Source organism: Micromonospora sp. NPDC003944 (genome assembly GCF_053605225.1).
The window spans coordinates 51,824-67,162 of record NZ_JBSGIV010000023.1; the positions used below are offsets into that span (position 1 = coordinate 51,824).

The following is a 15,339-nucleotide window of genomic DNA, read 5'->3' on the forward strand; positions in this document are numbered from 1 at the left end:
CGAGTCTAGGGGGCCGCACACTGGGACCTGTGAGATGCCTCGTCACCGGAGCGACCGGCTACATCGGCGGGCGGCTGACGCCGCTGCTGCTCGCTGACGGGCACACCGTGCGCTGCCTCGCCCGCAAGGCGGTACGGCTGCGTGACGTGCCGTGGGCCTCGGCGGCCGAGATCGTCGAGGGGGATCTGAGCCGACCGGAGACGCTTGCCGACGCGTTCGCCGACGTGGACGTCGCGTACTTCATGGTCCACTCGCTGGGCCGGTCCGACTTCGAGGCGGCCGACCGGGCGGCGGCGACCAACTTCGCGGCGGCGGCCCGCGCGGCCGGCGTACGTCGGATCGTCTACCTGGGCGGGCCGGAGCCGGCGTCCGACGCCGAGGTCCCCTCCCCGCACCTCCGGTCCCGCGCCGAGGTGGGCCGGATCCTGCTGGCCAGCGAGGTGCCCACGGCGGTGCTCCGCGCCGCGGTGATCATCGGGTCCGGCTCGGCGTCGTTCGAGATGCTGCGGTACCTGACCGAGCGCTTGCCCGCCATGATCACACCGCGTTGGGTCCGCAACCGGATCCAGCCGATCGCGGTCCGCGACGTCCTGCACTACCTGGCCGGTTGCGCCCACCTGCCGGCCGAGGTCAACCGGGGCTTCGACGTCGGCGGGCCGGACGTGCTGACCTTCCTCGAGATGATGCAGCGCTACGCGCGGGTGGCCGGGCTGCGGCGACGGATCATCGTGCCGGTCCGCCCGCTCACCCCGTCGCTCTCCTCGCACTGGGTCGGCCTGATCACCCCGGTGCCGAACAAGATCGCCCGTCCTCTCGTGGAGAGCCTGATCCACGAAGCGGTCGCCCACGAACACGACATCGCCCGCTACGTCCCGGACCCGCCCGGCGGGCTGACCGGCTTCGACGAGGCGGTGGCGCTGGCACTGGCCAAGGTGCGCGACGCGCAGGTGGAGACCCGCTGGTCCACCGCGAGCGGCCCGGACGCTCCCGCCGAGCCGCTGCCCAGCGACCCGGACTGGTCCGGCGGCACCGTCTACACCGATGTGCGGGAGCGAACGGTCGACGCCCCACCCGCAGCGCTCTGGCGGGTCGTCGAAGGCGTCGGCGGCGAACACGGCTGGTACTCGTTCCCGCTGGCCTGGTCCATCCGCGGCTGGTTGGACCGGCTGGTCGGCGGGGTCGGGCTACGACGGGGTCGACGCGACCCGCACCGACTCCAGGTCGGTGAGGCGCTGGACTTCTGGCGCGTCGAAGAGATCGTCCCGGGTGAGTTGCTGCGACTACGCGCCGAGATGCGACTGCCCGGCCGGGCCTGGCTGGAGATGCGGGTCCTCCCGACCGACGGCGGCCGCAGCCGTTACCAGCAGCGCGCGGTCTTCCTGCCGCGCGGCCTGGCCGGGCACGCCTACTGGGGGTCGGTGGCACCCTTCCACGCGGTGGTCTTCGGCGGAATGGCCCGCAACATAGCCCGCAACGCCCAACACCCCCACTAACAACCCGCCCCGCCCACGCCGATGCCCTGCCCCTGCCCTGCCCTGCCCTGCCCGCGCCGATCATGGAGTTGTGGTGCCCCACAAAAGGGGTTTCCAAGGACAAATCACCCACCACAACTCCTTGATCGACGAGGTCCGCGCGGCACCCCCCACCTCCCTCGCCGATCTTGCACTTTGTGTTGCCGTTTAGTCGACTTCTGCACTATTTATCCCGACAGTAAGTGCAAGATCGGCGGGGCCGAGGGGCGGGCGGGGCAGCGTCGGGAGGGGGTTAGTTGCCTGCTTGGGGTTGGGGTTGGAAGGCTGTTCGTTCGCTTGGCGGGACGAAGTCGCGGACCGGTTGGTCGCGTAGGGCGAACGCGAGCACCTCGCCGACCGCGTTCACCATCTGCGCCTGCACCGCCTGACCGACCGCGTCCCGGGGATCGTCCGGGTTCGCGGCCATCGAGGCGACCGCCAGCTGCGGGGTGAACGCCACCACCGTCTCCGTCTCGTACCGCTCCGAGCTGCCCGTCTTGCCCGCCACCGGACGGCCGAGCTTCGCCCGCAGCCCGGGGGCGGTGGCACCGTCGCAGCGCCCGTACATGGACTGGTCGCCGACCGGGCAGCGGGCCGCGTCGGTGGCCGCCCGCGCCACGTCGGCGTCGAGCACCTGTCGGCAGTCCGGCTTGGCGGCGTCGACAGGTCGGCCCCCCGAGTCGGTGATCGAGACCACCGGCAGCGGCGCGCACCAGGTCCCCTCGGCCGCCACCGTGGCGTACGCGGTGGCGAGGTCCAGCGGGGTGGTGGCCGCAACGCCGAGCGTGAAGGGGCCCCAGTCCTTCGCCCCGTAGCGGGCCAGCTTGGCGTCGGACTCGGCCCGTAGGACGATGCCGAGCCGCTCGGCCATCTCGACCACCCGGTCGGCGCCGACCTTCTCGGTGAGCCAGGCGAAGTACGTGTTCACCGAGCGGCCGAACGCGCTCCACATGGTGCGGGGGCCGTCCATCGACGACGGGCTGGCGTTCGCCGGGCACCACCGTCCGTCGCAGCTCGCCTGCCCGGTCACCGGGAAGCGGGTGAGCAACTGGGTCGGTGCCACGAAGTCGGTGGAGAGCGGCAGGCCGGACTCCAGCGCGGCCAGCAGGGTGAAGAGCTTGAACGTGGAGCCGCCCTGGTAACCCTCGATGGCGCCGCCGCCGGCGACCAACTGGTTGACGGTGTTCGGACGGTTCTTCTGCCCGACCGGGTTGTCCGCCACGCTGTAGGCGCGGTTCACCGACATCGCAAGCACCCGCCCGGTGCCCGGTTGCACCACCGCGGTGGGCACCGCCTCGGCCGTGTTCTTGGGGTAGATCCGCAACACCTGCTCGGTGGTGGCCCGCTGCACCCCCGGGTCGAGCGACGACACGATGGAGAAGCCACCCCGGCGCAGCGCGCGCTGCCGCTCGTCGGCGGTCGCCCCGAACGCTGACTGACCGCTCCACCAGCGGGTGAACCAGTCGCAGAAGAAGCCCCAGTCGTTGTGCGCGTCGGGCACGCCGGTGCAGTCGTTCGGGGTCTCGCTGGGCCGCAGTTGCAGGGGTTCGGCGCGCGCCGCCGCCGCCGCGTCCGCCGGCACCTGCCCGGACTCCACAAGCCGCTCCAACACGTACGACCGCCGGGCCACCGCGCTGTCGGCGTCACCGTTGATCGGGTCGTCGCTGTCCGGCGAACGCACCAGGCCGGCGAGCAGTGCCGCCTGGGCCAGGGTCAACTCGGCCGGCGACCGGGAGAAGTACCGCTTGCTGGCCGCCGCGATGCCGTACGCCCCGGCACCGAAGTAGGCGATGTTGAGGTAGCGCGTCAGGATCTCGTCCTTGTCGAGTTCCCGCTCCAAGGCCAGGGCGTACCGCATCTCCTGGAGCTTGCGGACGGTGGTGAGTTCGGTGGCGGCGTCCCGCTGCGCCTCGGTCAGTCGAGGGTCGTTGCTGAGCACGTTGCGGACGTACTGCATGGTCAGCGTGGAGGCGCCCTGCCGGGTGTGGCCGTCGCGCTTGTTGACGGTGAACGCGCGCACCACGCCGCGCAGGTCGACCCCGCTGTGCTGGTAGAACCGGACGTCCTCGGCAGCCACGATCGCGCGGCGCATCACCGGGGCCACCTCGCGCAGCGGCACGTCCACCCGGTCCTCCTGGTAGAAGGAGGTGATCAGGGTGGTGCCGTCGTTGGCGTAGAGGTTGGAGCGCTGCGCGGTGGGCGGCGTACGGAGTGTGTTCGGCAGCTCCGAGTACGGCGTCGACAGGGCGCTGAAGCCGATCCCGAAGACCAGGGCCGCGGGCAGGGCGGCGGCGGCCAGCACCAGCCCGGCCAGCACTCCGGCGATCACCACGGTGAGCAGTTTCTCGAGTTGGGCCCGGATCATCAGCTCTCCCCGCAGGAGCCGGTCACGCTAGGACCCGTTCAGAATGACCCGGAACGCCCCTTTAGCCCTGGGTTTTCCCCAAACCCGGAGGAAACTCGCACCGCGCTCAGGGCAGCAGCGCGCCGGCCAGCGGGTGGACCGTCTCCTCGATCTCGTCGGCGACCCGGCTGAAGCACTGGTCGCCACGACCCCAGGGGTCGTCCAGATCATCGGTGGGCAGCGCCGAGGTGCCCAGCCGCGCGTCGTGAGCCGCCGCCACCAGGGCCACCCCCCGGGCGTACACGGCCTCCGGGGTGGCGTCACCGGGCGGCAGCGCGGCAGCGTCCACCGCGGCGAGCAGCCGGCCGAACTCGCCGAGCACGAACGTGCGGGCCGCCGCGTCCGGACGAAGCGCCACCACGTACTCCTGCTGGTCGGCGGTGGCGGTCAGGACCAGGTCGGCGGCGTCGATGTGGTCCGAGCGCAGCTTGCGCGCGGCGAACCCCTCCACGTCCCCACCACGGCCGGTGACCTGCCGCGCCGCCGGCGGGTTCATCTCCTCGCCCGCGTGCCAGCCGCCCGTGCCGGCGCTGTGGCTGTGCACCAGCTCCTCGGCCTGGGCCGGGTCCTCCGTACGCCGGGTCAGCCGCTCCCGCACCGCGAGGGCGAGCAGCCGTTCCGCCATCGGCGAGCGGCAGGTGTTGCCCATGCAGACGTGCAGAACCGTGAACGGGGGCACTCAGACCGCCCGGCCGTCGACGAGATCCGGAACAACGTCGCGCAGCTTCTCCAGTGGGATCGCCCCGGCCCGCAGCAGCTGCGGCACCTCACCGGTCAGATCCACGATCGTGCTGGGCACCGGGTCCGGGCAGGGCCCGGCCTCCAGATAGGCCCGCACCGAGTAGCTGAGCTGGTCACGCGCCTCATCGGCGGTGACCGCGGCCGGCTGGCCGGTCTTGTTCGCCGACGAGACCGCCATCGGGCCGGTCTCGCGCAGCACCTCCAGGGCCACCGGGTGCAGCGGCATCCGCACCGCCACCGTGCCGGTCTTGTCGCCCAGGTCCCACTGCAGGCTCGGCGAGTGCTCGACCACGATCGTCAGCGCACCCGGCCAGAACGCCTCCACCAGATCCCGTGCGGCGGTGGGCAGCGAGAAGACCAGCCCGTCCAGGGTGTGCCGCGAGCCGATCAGCACCGGAGGCGGCATCTGCCGGCCCCGGCCCTTGGCATCGAGCAGCGCCTTCACCGCGTACGGGGTGAACGCGTCAGCGCCGATCCCATACACCGTGTCCGTCGGGAGAACGACCAGCTCGCCGTTCTTGACCGCCTCGATCGCCGCAGCGATGCCGCGGTCCCGATCGGCGGGCGATCGGCAGTCGTAGAGCATCACGAGGAGTCAGTCTGCCACGCCGCCTCGATCGGGGCGTGCTGGCCGTCCGCCCGTCGGGACGCGGTCGCGTAGCGGGGGCGCCCGGTGAGGTCCAGATGCTCCGCGACAGCGGTGAAGCCGCCGTCCCCGGTGAGCAGGCCGGGCACCGCAGCACCGTGGGTGTCGTCGTGCTCGACGCCGACCACGCCCCCCGGGCGCAACAGCACGGCCGCACGGGCGACGACCGGTCGGATCACCACCAGGCCGTCGGCACCGCCGAAGACCGCCTCCGCCGGGTCGTGCCCGGCCACCTCCGGCGGGACCACCACGTCGTCCGGCACGTACGGCGGGTTGCAGAGCAGCACGTCCACCCGGCCCACCAACTCCGCCAGCAGGTCCGGCGCGGTCACGTCGGCCTGGACCACCTCGATCGGCCGGTCCCCCGCAGCCGCCCGCTCGGCCGCGTTGCGCCGCAGCCAGACCAGCGCCGCCGGGGACCGCTCCACCGCGATCACCCGCGCCTCCGGCAGCTCCTGGGCGACCGCCAGGGCGATCGCGCCGGAGCCGCTGCACAGGTCCACCACCACCGGGTCGGGCCGGCCCTGGGCCTGCTCGACTCCCCAACCGGCCAACAGCTCGGTCTCCGGCCGGGGTACGAAGACACCCGGGCCGACCGACACCTCCAGGTGCCGGAACCCGGCCCGACCGGTCAGGTGCTGCAACGGCTCACGCGCGACGCGGCGACGCGTCAACTCGTCGAGCCGCGCCACCTGGTCGTCACCGAGGGCGTCGGCGAGAGCCAACCGACCCCGGGGAACCCCCAGCACGTACGCCGCAAGCACCTCTGCCTCCACCCGCGCGGAGCCGACCCCGGCGGCGGCGAGCGCGCGGGCCGCCCGGGCCACCGCGGCGGACGGCCGGATGGGGCCTGTCCCTTCGGGGGGGTGTTGCGGCAAAGTACTCACGACATAATCATGAAGCGTCGCGGGCGACGTGACGAACAGGTGCGCCCAAGCGCGCACGACAGGAGGTTGACTGGTGGGCTGGCTCGACCGGGTCGATGACCAGGTTGACGCCCTCACGCACGCCCGGGCGTTGCAGGAGGCCAGTCGTTCCGCAGAGTCGTACGTCCTGCTGGAGCGTGTGATCCGCACCACCACGGACCCGGCGGCGCGGGCGGACGCCATGGTGCAACGCCTCTCCGCGCTGATCAATCTCGGTCGGACCGCGGAGTTCACCCGGGCGATCGAAGAGGCGTCTGCGGCGGTCCGCGACCTCGCCGAGCCCTACCTGCACGGTCACCTCAACGCGCTCGCCGCGCTCGCCGCACATCACCAGGGCGCACTCGACCGCTGCGTCATGCACCTCGTCCGAGCGGCCCGGGCGCTTGGCGCCGTCGCCGACCCGGACCGGGACACCGCCTGGGGCTGGCACGACCTGGCCATGGCCTACAGCTACCTCAGCTTCCACGGGTACGCCCTGGGCGCCATCGAGCGGGCCCGGCAGCTCGGGCTGACCGCCGGGATCCCCGAGGAGACGTTCGCCGCGCCGGGAATCCGGCTGCGCAACGCCGTGGCCCTGGACCACAACGGTGACAGCGACGGGTGCCTGCGGGTGCTTCGGGACGTGTCCGCCGATCTGGTCCGCTTCGTGCGCGCCGGACGGGCCGGCAACCTACGCCCGAGCAGCCTCGCCGCGTACGGCTACGCGGCGGCCCGACAGGCCGCGCTCGGCGATCAGGTGGCGACCGAAGGCCCCGAGCCGACCCGGTTGATCAGCCACGGTGGGGACAGCGCCCGCGCCCGCGACCTGCGTCAACTCGGGCAGGTGTGCCTCGCCGTCGCCGACGGCCGGCCGATCGAGGCGGTCGCCCGGCTGGACACCGTCCAGGTGTCCAACGAGACGCTCGGGGCGGCCGAGCCGGCCCGGCTGCGCAGCATCGCGCTGACCCGCGCCGGGGACCACCTGGCGGCGCACCGGGCCGACCGGCTGGCGTTCCGACTCGCCGCGCAGCGCAACGACCGGCTGCGTGACGTCTACATCGACGGCATCGCCGCGCGCATCGACCACGAGGAGATGCGCCGCGAGGCGGCGCGCTTCGAGGGCGAGGCATTGACCGACCCGCTCACCGGCCTGCCCAACCGTCGCCGGCTGGAGCGGTACATCACCGCCGTGGTCACCCGCGGCGAACGGGTGGTGATCGGCGTCTGCGACCTGGACGGCTTCAAGGCGGTCAACACCCGGCACGGGCACCACTCGGGCGACCTGGTGCTGCAACGCATCGCCGGTGTGATCAACCGGGTGATGCGCCGGGGCGACTTCGTGGCCCGCTACGGCGGTGACGAGTTCGTGGTGGTGCTGCCGGACACCGGCATGAGCGAGGCCGCCGAGGTGGCCCGCCGGATCGAGGCGGCAGTCCGCCTGGAGGACTGGGAGTCGTTGGTGCCGGGCACCCCGGTCGGGGTGAGCATCGGCTTCGCCGAGGTCTCCGGTGGCAGCGGGCTGCGCGACGCGCTCAGCGTCGCGTTCGAGCAGGCCGACCGCGAGATGCTCCGCGCCAAGACCCGCCCGCGCGCGAGCTGATCGCCCCGCCGGCGTCGATCAAGGACTTGTGGTGCCTGACAAAAGGCTCACGACGCGACAATCTGCCCACCACAACTCCATGATCGACCAGGGCAGCGCTGGGCTCGCGGGTCAGCGGCGGGTCAGCGGCGGGTCAGCTCGGTGTCGCCGGCGAGCCGGGCGGCGCGGTCGGCCTCGGTGAGCGCGTCCAGCACCCCGTCCAACTCGCCGCCGAGCGCCAGATCCAGGTTGTACGCGGTGTAGCCGATCCGGTGGTCGGTGATCCGGTTCTGCGGGAAGTTGTAGGTGCGGATCCGCTCCGAACGGTCCACGGTGCGCACCTGGGCCTTGCGCGCGTCCGAGGCGGCGGCGTCGGCCTGCTCCTGCGCGGCGGCGAGCAGTCGGGCCCGCAGGATCCGCATCGCCTGCTCCCGGTTCTGCAACTGGGACTTCTCGTTCTGGCAGGAGACGACGATGCCGGTCGGCAGGTGGGTGATCCGCACCGCCGAGTCGGTGGTGTTGACTGACTGACCGCCCGGGCCGGACGAGCGGAACACGTCGATGCGCAGTTCGTTCTGGTCGATCGTGACGTCGACGTCCTCGGCCTCCGGCAGCACCAGCACCCCGGCGGCGCTGGTGTGGATCCGGCCCTGCGACTCGGTCACCGGGACGCGCTGCACCCGGTGCACGCCACCCTCCCACTTGAGCCGCGACCAGACGCCGTTGCCGCCGTCCGGAACGCCCTTGGTCTTGATCGCCAGGGAGACGTCCTTGACCCCGCCGAGGTCGGAGTCCTGTGCGTCGATCACCTCGGTGACCCAGCCGTGCCGCTCGGCGTACCGGGTATACATCCGCAGCAGGTCACCGGCGAACAGCGCGGACTCCTCGCCACCCTCACCGGCCTTGATCTCGACGATCACGTCCTTGGCGTCGTGCGGGTCGCGCGGGATGAGCAGTTCGGCGAGGCGCTCCTCCAGCACCGGCAGGGACCCGGCGATGGACTCCGCCTCAGCCGCGAAGGACGGGTCCTCGGCGGCCAGCTCGCGGGCCGCGGCCAGATCGGCGCGGGCCTGCTCCAACTCGTCGGCGGCCTTGTGCAGCGGCACCAGCTCCGCGTACCGGCGGCCGACCCTGCGCGCGGTGGCCTGGTCGGCGTGGATGGCCGGATCGGCCAACCGCTTCTCCAGCTCCGCGTACTCGTCGAGAAGGCCGGCCAGACGCTCGCTGCTCATGCTGCGGATGCTCCTTCGACGGTGCGCGACGACCGGGCCGGGCCGGGAGGCCAGCGGCCGGGTGGAAACGGAGTGAAACGCGGACGGCGCCCGCGTCCGGTGGAAAACCGGACGCGGGCGCCGAACGAAGAGTTACTTGGCCTTCTTGGCCTGAACCTTGGCGTACTTCTGCTGGAACTTCGCGACCCGGCCGGCGGTGTCGAGAACGCGCTGCTTACCGGTGTAGAACGGGTGGCAGGCGCTGCAGGTCTCGGCGTGGATCGCCCCGCCCTTGGCGGTGCTGCGGGTCGTGAACGTGTTGCCACAGGAACAGGTGACCTCGGTGGTCACGTACTCCGGGTGGATGTTTGCCTTCATCTCGCCTCGGTCCTCTCGTTGGTGGTCGCCGGGTCGCCGTCACCGCTCGTCGCGCCGTACGCGACGGGCTCGGGCGTGAACCGGAACCGGTGGCCGATTGACCAGTGTGCCATGGGCCTGAGCCGACCCGGTAATCGGGCCGCACACCTCGTCCGGCATCGTCAACACGTGCCTACCCGTCCGCATTCCCTCCCACCGACCGGGCATTCGCGCACCCGGCGGCCCACCGCCAGGTACCCCGACCGGGGTACGCGCGTCGAGCCGGAGGTGTGCCGCCGATGACCCGCCTGATCGCCACCCGAGGGCTTCCCGCGTCGGGCAAGACGACCTTCGCCCGAACCCTCCAGCCGTCCGTCTCGCGGGTCAACCGGGACGACCTGCGCCGGATGCTGCACGGCGAGCGGCTCTTCACCCAGTGGGCCGAGGCACAGGTGACCGCCGTACAACAGGCTCAGGTCGAGGCGTTGTTGCGGGCCCGTGCCGACGTCTGCGTGGACGACACCAACCTGCGTGCGCGGACCCTGCGGGGCTGGGTCGACCTGGCCGCCCGCCACGGCGCGGATTTCGAGCTGCACGACTTCACCGACGTGCCACTTGAGGAGTGCCTGCGCCGCGACGCCGCCCGACCGACCGACGAGCAGGTCGGCGCGGACCCGATCCGCCGGCTGCACGAGCGGTACCTGCAGGGGCGGACACTGCCGTTGCCGGTGCCGACGGCCCGCACCGGAGGCCCCGCCGCGGTGCACCCGCCGTCGACCGAGCCATCGGAGATCGTCCTGGTGGACATCGACGGCACCGTCGCGCTTGCCGTCTCCCGCAGCCCGTACGACATGACCCGGGTGGGCCAGGACCAGCCGAACGCGGCGGTGATCGCGGCGGTCCGGGCAATGCACGGCGCCGGGTACGGGGTGGTCTTCTGCTCGGGGCGGGACGCGTCGGCCCGCGCCGCCACCGAGGCCTGGCTGGCCCGGCACGTACGGGTGCCCTACCTGGGTCTGCACATGCGCGCCGTCGGCGACTCCCGGAAGGACTCGATCGTCAAGCGGGAGATCTACGACCGGGAGATCCGGGACCGCTACCGGGTGGTCGGCGTCTTCGACGACCGCGTCCAGGTGGTCCAGATGTGGCGAGCCCTCGGCCTCACCGTCTTCCAGGTGGCCGACGGCGACTTCTGAGGCTTCGGGGCACCGGCATGGCGAAGGGGCACGACCGTCGCGGCCGTGCCCCTTCGTCGTCACCCGGGGATGGTTACTCCCCCGGCGTCGACTTCGCGATCTGCATCAGGAACTCGATGTTCGTGCGGGACTGCTTGAGCCGGTCCAGCAGGAGATCCATCGCGGCCTGCGAGTCCAGCGAGTGCAGGACCTTCCGGAGCTTGTGGATGATGGCCAGCTCCTCCGGTGCGAGCAGGACCTCTTCCTTCCGCGTACCGGACGGGTTGATGTCGATGGCCGGGAAGGTCCGCTTGTCGGCGATCTTCCGGTCCAGCTTCAACTCGGCGTTGCCGGTGCCCTTGAACTCCTCGAAGATGACCGTGTCCGCCATGGACCCGGTCTCCACAAGCGCCGTGGCGATGATCGTCAGCGACCCGCCGTTCTCGATGTTGCGGGCCGCGCCGAGGAAGCGCTTCGGCGGGTAGAGCGCGGTGGAGTCGATACCACCCGACATGATCCGGCCGCTGGCCGGCGCCGCCAGGTTGTACGACCGACCGAGCCGGGTCACCGAGTCGAGCAGCACGACAACGTCGTGTCCAAGCTCGACCAGGCGCTTGGCCCGCTCGATGGCCAGCTCGGCCACCGTGGTGTGGTCCTGCGGCGGACGGTCGAACGTGGCCGCGATGACCTCGCCCTTGATCGACCGCTGCATGTCGGTGACCTCTTCAGGCCGCTCGTCGACAAGCACCACCATCAGGTGGCACTCCGGGTTGTTGCGGGTGATCGCGTTCGCGATCGCCTGCAGCACCATCGTCTTACCGGCCTTGGGCGGCGACTGGATGAGTGCCCGCTGGCCCTTGCCGATCGGCATGACCAGGTCGATGACCCGGGTGGTCAGGATGTGCGGCTCGGTCTCCAACCGCAGGCGCTCCTGCGGATAGAGCGGAGTGAGCTTGTAGAACTCCGGACGACGCCGCGCCTCCTCCGGCTCCATCCCGTTGATGGTGTCCAGCCGCATCAGCGGGTTGTACTTGTCGCGCCGCTGGTCACCGCTGTTGCCACCCTCGCGGGCCGCCCGCACCGCACCGGTGATCGCGTCACCGCGGCGCAGGCCGTACTTCTTGATCTGGGACATCGAGACGTACACGTCGTTCGGGCCGGCCAGGTAGCCGGTCGTCCGTACGAAGGCGTAGTTGTCGAGCACGTCGATGATGCCGGCCACCGGGACGAGCACGTCGTCCTCGCTGACCTGCGGCTCACGGCCGCCGGTCTCGGCGCCGCCCTCGGCGCGCTCGCCGCGCCCGCGGCGACGGTCCCGGAAACGGCTGCGCCGGCCGCGCCGGCCGCCACCCTCGTCGTCGTCGTCGCTGTCCCGCTCGGCACGCTGACCACGGTCGTTGCGGTCGTTGCGGTCGTTGCGGTCCGGTCGGTCGTTGCGCTCGGCCCGCTCACCGCGGTCGGCACGCTCGCCCCGGTCGTTGCGGTCGCCCCGGTCGGCACGCTCGCTCCGGTCGTTGCGGTCGCCCCGGTCGTTGCGGTCGCCCCGATCGGCACGCTCGCCACGGTCCGCGCGCTCGCCACGGTCGGCACGCTCGCCCCGGTCGGCACGCTCGCCCCGGTCGGCACGCTCGCCCCGGTCGGCACGCTCGCCACGGTCCGCACGCTCGGCCCGGTCGGAACGCTCCGCACGCTCGGCCCGGTCGCGGCGGTTCTCGCCACGGTCGGCCCGCTCGCCGGTCTCCGCCTCGTCGGCACGCGTCTCGGTCGCACGCGTCTCGGTCGCACGCGTCTCGGTCGCACGCGCCTCAGCGGGACGCGCCTCGGTCGCGCGGGCCTCCGCCGTCGCGGTCCGGCTCCGCCGGGTACGGCTACGGCCCTCGGTCTCGGCAGCCGGCTCGGCTGGCGCCTGCTCGGCACCGCGCCCTTCGGCTGCCGGCCGGTCGGCGGTCTCCCGCACCTCGGCGCGCACCCCCTCACGGGTCGGGGCGGCCGCGGCCGCGACCTCGGCCCGTGGTCGAGGGGTCCCGGCGGCGTTGCCGCCCTGCCGCTCGGAGATCGCGGCGATCAGCTCGCCCTTGCGCATGCGAGCCGTGCCGGAGATGCCGAGCGACGCAGCCAGGCTCTGCAGCTCTGGCAGCAGCATCGCCGACAGACCGGTGCCGCTACGCCGACGACGGGCGGGAGCGGCGGCGGTGGCATCGCCAGCGACGTTGGAAACATCCGACGTCACGTCGGTGGTGTCGCTCAATGGAATCCTTCCCTCGATAAGGCCGGGACTGCCCGGAGTCGGAGCTCAGGTGGCCGGGCGGCCTCGGTGCACCCGCCTCGCAAGGACGCGTCGCGGGAGTCTGTGACACAGCAGCCGGTCGGTATCCCGACTCACCAACGTCGGTGAGCAGGTCTCGCCGTCTGCGGCGACCTGTGGAAACTGCGGTGCGGCGTGGGCCTTTGGCAGGGGTGGACGGGCTGACCGCCGAGAGCTTCGGGGGTGCGCCGCCCCGCAGGAGATCGCGTGCTTCGCGGCTGTGCTAGGTCTAGAGCGTAATCAACTCTTCCGACCTGCGGCAACAGGGTCCCGCTCGGCGTGTCCAAGTCTACCCCGTGCGGCCCGCGCGCCGCTGACGTCTATCGGTAACTGCCAGATCTCCCAGTCTGTTCCCACCGGGAAGCCCGGTGGAGGCTCGCTGAGCGCCAGCACAGTCGGCCCCGCCCCACTGACCACAGCCGCCACACTGGCCGCTCGCAACGCGCTGACCAGGGAAGATGTGTTTGGCATCCCGGCCGCGCGGTAATCCTGGTGGAGCCGGTCGACGGTGGCCGGCAGCAGCAGGGACGGGGCTGTGGTGAGCGCGTGCACGAGCAGCGCTGCCCGCCCGGCGGTCAACGCGGCGTCACCATGCGGCACGGTGGCCGGCAGAGCCGCCCGCGCGATCGCGGTCAATCCGCGTTCCGCCGGGACGAAGACTGTGGGCCGCACGGCGTCGGCGACCGGCAGCGAAACCGCCCGGGCGCCGCCCGGCTCGGACCAGGCCACCGTGAAACCGCCGAGCAGGCACGGTGCCACATTGTCGGGATGGCCCTCGATCTCGGCGGCCAGCCGGAGCGCGCCGGCGTCGTCGAGGCGGTGCTCCCCGTCGACGACGAGGGCACGGGCCAGCAACACCCCGGCGACGATCGCGGCGGACGAGGAGCCCAGCCCGCGTGCCTGGGGGATCCGGTTGACGCACTCCACGCTCAGCCCCCCAGGGTGGGCCCCGAGCACGTCGAACGCGGCGCGCATGGCCTGCACCACCAGGTGGCGCTCGTCGTCGGGCAGCTCACCGGCGCCCTGCCCGGTCACTGTCACCCGGACACCGCCCGACGTGACCTCGGCGGCCACGTCGTCGTAGAGCCCGAGGGCGAGACCCAGCGCGTCGAAGCCCGGGCCCAGGTTGGCGCTGGTCGCGGGAGTCCGGACCCGGACCGGCCCGGCGGTGAAGTTCGTCGGCACGCGCCCATGCTAGGGCTCGGCACCGACGAACCGGCGTCGCGCCCGCTGCCTGGGACCGCCGGATTCAGCTCGCCGGGTTCGGGACCGGCTCGACGGCCGGATCGGTGAGCGAGAGCCGACGGGTGGCGATCCGCCAGCCGACCGCGTACACCAGGGTGATCAGACCGCAGCCGGCGAGCACCACCCGTTCGTCGACCGAGTCCACCACCAGGGCCACCGCCAGTTGGCTCACCGAGATCGCAAGCGTCGCGAGCATCATGTCGGTGGCGAAGACGCGACCACGCAACCGGTCCGGAACTTCGCCCTGCAGGGCGAAGTTCGACATCACCCAGTTGCTACCACCCGCGAAGTGCGCCACGAAGACCAGCAGCAACACCAGCGGGAACCAGCGCACCACCGAGGTGCCCAGGTAGGACAGCCCGTACAGCGACATGGACAACGCGAGCCCGGGCAGCAGCCAGGCCCGGTTGGTCAACACCCGGCGCATCAGGATCGGCCCCACCAACGCTCCCGCGCCGCGGACCGCGAAGAGCAGGCCGGCACCGAGCGGGCCGACGCCGTACACGCCGGCAAGCAACGGGAACACGGTCAGCACGCCGTTGCCCAGGCCCACCGCCGACTTCACGGTGACCAGCGCGAGCACCCGGGGACGGTGACCGATGTAGCCGAGCGCCTCGCGGACGGCCGACCAGGTCCGCTGGGCCGGTTCGTCGGCGTCGCGGGGCGCCTGCAGGGGCCGGCGGATCCGCGTGGCGAGGCCCGCCGCCACCGCCAGGCCCGCCGCCGCCACCCAGAAGCAGGCGTACGGGCCGGCAGCGGTGCTGAGCACACCACCGAGCGAGGCGCCGACCACGGTCATGGTGCCCCAGGCCGAGCCGGCGACGGCGTTGCCGGCGGCGAGCTCGTGCGGCTCCAGCACGTTCGGCAGGGCGGCCTGGGCGGCGGGCGAGTAGAACGCCTTGGCGACCGCCACCACGCCGATCGCCACCAGCGCCAGCCACGCCGTTCCGGCGTTCCGCACGCCGAGCAGCAACAACACCCCCACCAGCGCGGCCACGTTCGCGGCGATCATGACCTTCCGGCGATCGAAGCGGTCGGCGATCGTGCCGGTGTACGGCAACAGCAACGCCACGATGCCGGTGTCCACCGCCAACACCAGCGCGCCCCAGACCCCGCTGCCGGTCAGCTGCGGCAGCAGCACCAACAGCGGCACCATCACGAACCAGTCGGCACCGAAGACCACCAACTCGGCGAGGAAGAGGTTGCGGAAGCTTCGATTGCCGGTCAGAACCGAGAGGGTGGACGCCACGGAGCGCGACC

12 protein-coding genes are annotated in these 15,339 nt (G+C 72.2%); 3 read left to right on the forward strand and 9 right to left on the reverse strand.

Features of this window, described 5'->3' with window-relative positions; translation table 11 throughout:
• The first annotated feature begins 29 nt into the window (after positions 1-29).
• On the forward strand, positions 30-1,493 hold the full coding sequence (locus ACWER9_RS14125) for an SDR family oxidoreductase (RefSeq protein WP_452302230.1): 1,464 nt from the start codon (positions 30-32) through the stop codon (positions 1,491-1,493).
• Positions 1,494-1,764: 271 nt separating this feature from the next.
• Here the strand turns inward: ACWER9_RS14125 and ACWER9_RS14130 are convergent, their stop codons facing one another.
• From ACWER9_RS14130 to prmC, 4 genes are all read right to left on the reverse strand, one after another.
• Positions 1,765-3,876 carry a transglycosylase domain-containing protein gene (locus ACWER9_RS14130; protein ID WP_452302231.1) on the reverse strand — a complete coding sequence of 704 codons (2,112 nt, stop codon included), beginning with the start codon at positions 3,874-3,876 and terminating at the stop codon, positions 1,765-1,767.
• Positions 3,877-3,982: 106 nt separating this feature from the next.
• Entirely contained in the window at positions 3,983-4,594 is a 612-nt protein-coding gene (locus ACWER9_RS14135; RefSeq protein WP_452302232.1) for an arsenate reductase/protein-tyrosine-phosphatase family protein, read from the reverse strand.
• Positions 4,595-5,242 carry an L-threonylcarbamoyladenylate synthase gene (locus ACWER9_RS14140; protein ID WP_091406475.1) on the reverse strand — a complete coding sequence of 216 codons (648 nt, stop codon included), beginning with the start codon at positions 5,240-5,242 and terminating at the stop codon, positions 4,595-4,597.
• Positions 5,242-6,189 (reverse strand): peptide chain release factor N(5)-glutamine methyltransferase, encoded by a 948-nt coding sequence (gene prmC / locus ACWER9_RS14145; RefSeq protein WP_452302233.1) that lies wholly within the window; start codon positions 6,187-6,189, stop codon positions 5,242-5,244. The genes ACWER9_RS14140 and prmC overlap by 1 nt, the downstream gene beginning before the upstream one ends.
• Before the next feature lie 73 nt (positions 6,190-6,262).
• Here prmC and ACWER9_RS14150 point away from each other — a divergent pair, with 73 nt between their 5' ends.
• Complete coding sequence (locus tag ACWER9_RS14150; protein ID WP_452302234.1) at positions 6,263-7,807, forward strand: diguanylate cyclase domain-containing protein; 1,545 nt, start codon at positions 6,263-6,265, stop codon at positions 7,805-7,807.
• Positions 7,808-7,929: 122 nt separating this feature from the next.
• Here ACWER9_RS14150 and prfA read toward each other — a convergent pair whose 3' ends face one another.
• Positions 7,930-9,018 (reverse strand): peptide chain release factor 1, encoded by a 1,089-nt coding sequence (prfA, locus tag ACWER9_RS14155; protein WP_452302235.1) that lies wholly within the window; start codon positions 9,016-9,018, stop codon positions 7,930-7,932.
• A gap of 132 nt (positions 9,019-9,150) precedes the next feature.
• The gene (rpmE, locus tag ACWER9_RS14160; protein ID WP_130404116.1) at positions 9,151-9,375 is read right to left on the reverse strand and encodes a 50S ribosomal protein L31; all 225 of its coding nucleotides are present in this window, start codon (positions 9,373-9,375) and stop codon (positions 9,151-9,153) included.
• A 278-nt stretch (positions 9,376-9,653) separates the two neighbouring features.
• On the opposite strand from rpmE, the gene ACWER9_RS14165 reads away from it, so the two are divergent.
• Positions 9,654-10,550, forward strand: a complete 897-nt coding sequence (locus ACWER9_RS14165) for a phosphatase domain-containing protein (protein WP_452302236.1) — start codon at positions 9,654-9,656, stop codon at positions 10,548-10,550.
• Between the two features lie 73 nt (positions 10,551-10,623).
• On the opposite strand, the gene rho is transcribed toward ACWER9_RS14165, so the two are convergent.
• The 3 genes from rho to ACWER9_RS14180 all read right to left on the reverse strand — a co-directional run bounded on the left by rho (position 10,624) and on the right by ACWER9_RS14180 (position 15,328).
• Complete coding sequence (gene rho / locus ACWER9_RS14170; RefSeq protein WP_452302237.1) at positions 10,624-12,777, reverse strand: transcription termination factor Rho; 2,154 nt, start codon at positions 12,775-12,777, stop codon at positions 10,624-10,626.
• Positions 12,778-13,074: 297 nt separating this feature from the next.
• Positions 13,075-14,019, reverse strand: coding sequence for a homoserine kinase (gene thrB, locus ACWER9_RS14175; protein WP_452302238.1), 945 nt, complete (start codon positions 14,017-14,019; stop codon positions 13,075-13,077).
• Between the two features lie 64 nt (positions 14,020-14,083).
• A complete protein-coding gene (locus ACWER9_RS14180; protein WP_452302239.1) occupies positions 14,084-15,328 on the reverse strand; it encodes an MFS transporter in 1,245 nt (414 codons plus the stop codon).
• Between the last annotated feature and the right edge of the window lie 11 nt (positions 15,329-15,339).

Excerpts from the sequence above, each read along its gene's own strand:
- ACWER9_RS14130 (WP_452302231.1), bottom strand. The coding sequence starts at position 3,876 with ATGATCCGGGCCCAACTCGAGAAACTGCTCACCGTGGTGATCGCCGGA.
- ACWER9_RS14140 (WP_091406475.1), bottom strand. The coding sequence starts at position 5,242 with ATGCTCTACGACTGCCGATCGCCCGCCGATCGGGACCGCGGCATCGCT.
- prfA (WP_452302235.1), bottom strand. The coding sequence starts at position 9,018 with ATGAGCAGCGAGCGTCTGGCCGGCCTTCTCGACGAGTACGCGGAGCTG.
- rpmE (WP_130404116.1), bottom strand. The coding sequence starts at position 9,375 with ATGAAGGCAAACATCCACCCGGAGTACGTGACCACCGAGGTCACCTGT.
- ACWER9_RS14165 (WP_452302236.1), top strand. The coding sequence starts at position 9,654 with ATGACCCGCCTGATCGCCACCCGAGGGCTTCCCGCGTCGGGCAAGACG.